A 2,963-nucleotide genomic window follows, 5' to 3' on the forward strand; every position below is an offset into this window, starting at 1 on the left:
ACTGCAGCCACACCTCTTCCGGCCCGAAGTGCGCGAAGTCCGTGCCCAGCACCAACCGGGACACCGCTCGGTGCGGCACGCCCACACCCTTCGGGCGGCCCGTGCTTCCCGACGTGAACATCACGTACGCCAGGTTCTCACCGCCCACCATGGGCGACAGGCGACTCTCGGGCTGGCGCGCGATGACGTCCCAGTCCGAATCCACGCACACCAGCAGCTCGCTGCCTTCGGCAATCTCGTCGGCCAACTTCTCCTGGGTGACGAGGACAGCGACTCCCGCCTCGCGCTTCATCCAGGACAGGCGCTCCAGCGGGTAGCTCGCGTCCAGCGGCACGTACACACCACCGGCCTTGAGGATGCCCAGCACACTCACCACCAGCTCCAGCGAGCGCTCCACGCACAGGCCCACCCGTACCTCGGGCCCCACTCCCATCCCCTTCAGGTGGTGCGCCAGTTGGTTGGCCCTGCGGTCGAGCGCCTCATACGTCAGTCGCTGGCCCGCGTACTCCACGGCCACGGCCTGCGGCGTTCGCTGCACCTGCGCTTCGAACAACGCGTGCAGGCCGACCTCTCGCGGGTACTCCACGGCCCGACCGCTCCACTGCTCCACCAGTCGCCGCTCTTCCGCGTCCATCAGCGGCAGTGCTTCCAGCCGCTGCTCCGGATGGGTGACTGCCGCTTCCAGCAGCGCGTGCAGGTGCCTCAACAACCGCTCCATCGTCGCCGCGTCGAAGAGGTCGCTGTTGTAGTTCACCGCCGCCGCCACTCCCTGCGGCACCTCCTGCACCACCAGCGACAGGTCGTACTTCGACGTCCTGTCTTCCGACTCCACTCCCGTCAGCGTCAGCCCCTGCCTCAGCTTCACTTCCGTCGTCGGCGTGTTCTGCAGCGTCAGCGTCACCTGGAACAGCGGGCTGCGGCTCAGATCTCTCTCCGGCTGCAGCTCCTCCACCAGCTTCTCGAACGGCACCTCCTGGTGCGCGTATGCTCCCAGCGTCGTCTCCCTCACCTGCCTCAGCAGTTGCAGGAAGCTGGAGTTGCCGTCCAGCCGCGCCCTCAGCACCAGCATGTTGGCGAAGAAGCCAATCAGCCCTTCCGTCTCCGCCTGTGTGCGCCCCGCGATGGGCGCGCCCACACTCACGTCCTCCTGTCCCGAGTAGCGTGACAGCACCGTCTGGAATGCCACCAGCAACACCATGAACGGCGTTGCTCCCTCGCGCTGCGCCAGCGTCTTCGCGCCGTCCCACAAGCGCTTCGACCACTGGACCTCGACGTGTCCTCCGCGGAAGGTCTGCACCGCCGGTCGCGGCCGGTCTGTCGGCAGCTCCAGTGCGCGGGTGGCCCCTTCGAGCTGCTGCGTCCAGTACCCGAGCTGTGCCTCCAGCACCTCGCCCTTGAGCCACTCACGCTGCCACACCGCGTAGTCCGCGTACTGCACCGCCAGCTCCGGCAGCGGGGACGTGCGGCCTTCCGAGAACGCCTCGTAGAGCGCGGCGATCTCGCGCACGAGGACGTTCATCGACCAGCCATCCGAGACGATGTGGTGCGTCACCAGCACCAGCACGTGATCCTGTTCGGACACTCGCAGCAGCCTCATCCGCAGCAGCGGCCCGTGCTCCAGGTCGAAGGGCCGTTGCGACTCCTCCTCTACGAGCCGCATGGCCTCTGCTTCGCGCGCGTCTTCCGGCACCGTGCCCAGGTCCTTCACCTCGAAGGCGAGCAACGGCTCCGCTGAGATGACCTGGACAGGCTTCCCGTCCCTGCTACCGAAGGTCGTGCGCAACGCTTCGTGCCGGCGGACCAGCTCTTCGAAGCTCCGCTGGAGCACACCCACGTCCAGCGCGCCCTTCGCACGCACCACGGCCGGCACGTTGTAGAAGGCGCTTCCCGGTTCCAATCGGTCAAGGAACCACAGTCGCTGCTGCGCGAACGACAGTGGCAGCACCGCCTGCCGTTCCGTACGCGGCTTCAGCGGAGGCGCCGTCAGCGCATGACCCGCACGTGCCGCGTGCTCGGTCCGGTCGGCGAGTGCCGCCACCGTGGGCGCCTCGAAGAGCGCACGCAGTGGGAGCTCGACACCAAACGTGCCGCGAATCCGCGAGACGACCTGCGTGGCCAGCAGGGAGTGCCCGCCCAGCTCGAAGAAGTTGTCCTTCGTGCCGACGCGCTCGACTCCGAGGACCTGCTCAAAGAGCCCTGCGAGCAGCTCCTCGGTAGGCGTGCGCGGTGCCTCGTACCCGGCGCTGGCGGTGTTGCTCGAGGCCGTCGGCTCGGGCAGGGCCTTGCGGTCCACCTTGCCGTTCGGCGTCAGCGGCAGCGCGTCCAGCACCATGAATGCCGACGGCACCATGTACTCCGGTAGCCGCTGCTTCAGGCTCGTACGCAGGACGCTGGCCTCCAGCGCCGCGCCCTCCTTCGGCGTCACATACGCCACCAGGCGCTTGCCCTCGGTGCCGTCCTCCCTCGCGACGACGACGGCCTCGCCGACACCCGGATGCTGCGCCAGTGCTGCCTCCACTTCGCCCAGCTCGATGCGGAAGCCGCGCACCTTCACCTGCATGTCTCGACGGCCCAGGAACTCCAGCGTCCCGTCCACGCGCCAGCGCACCACGTCGCCCGTGCGGTACAGGCGTGCACCGTCTCCGAAGGGACTGGGCACGAAGCGCTCCGCCGTCAGCTCCGGCCGGCCCACGTACCCCACCGCCAGGCCTTCTCCTCCCACGTACAGCTCGCCCGGCACTCCAACGGGCACCGGCTGCATCGCCCCGTCCAGCACGTACGCCTGCGTGTTGGTGATGGGACGGCCAATGGGCACCGAAGCGCCCAGCTCCTGTGTGCCCTCCATCCGGTAGCACGCGGAGAACGTCGTGTTCTCCGTCGGGCCGTACCCGTTGATGAGGACTCCACCAGCAGCGAGCCGTTCCTTCACCCGGCCCACGGGCAGCACGTCACCACCGGCCAGC

Annotated in this window: 1 protein-coding gene; it reads right to left on the reverse strand. The window is 68.4% G+C overall.

Features of this window, described 5'->3' with window-relative positions; genetic code table 11:
* Positions 1 to 2,963, reverse strand: a 2,963-nt coding sequence (locus G4D86_RS51085) for a condensation domain-containing protein (RefSeq protein ID WP_164002996.1), incomplete at both ends; no start/stop codon positions are given.

Source organism: Pyxidicoccus caerfyrddinensis, from assembly GCF_010894405.1.
In the GTDB taxonomy this organism is placed as follows: domain Bacteria; phylum Myxococcota; class Myxococcia; order Myxococcales; family Myxococcaceae; genus Myxococcus; species Myxococcus caerfyrddinensis.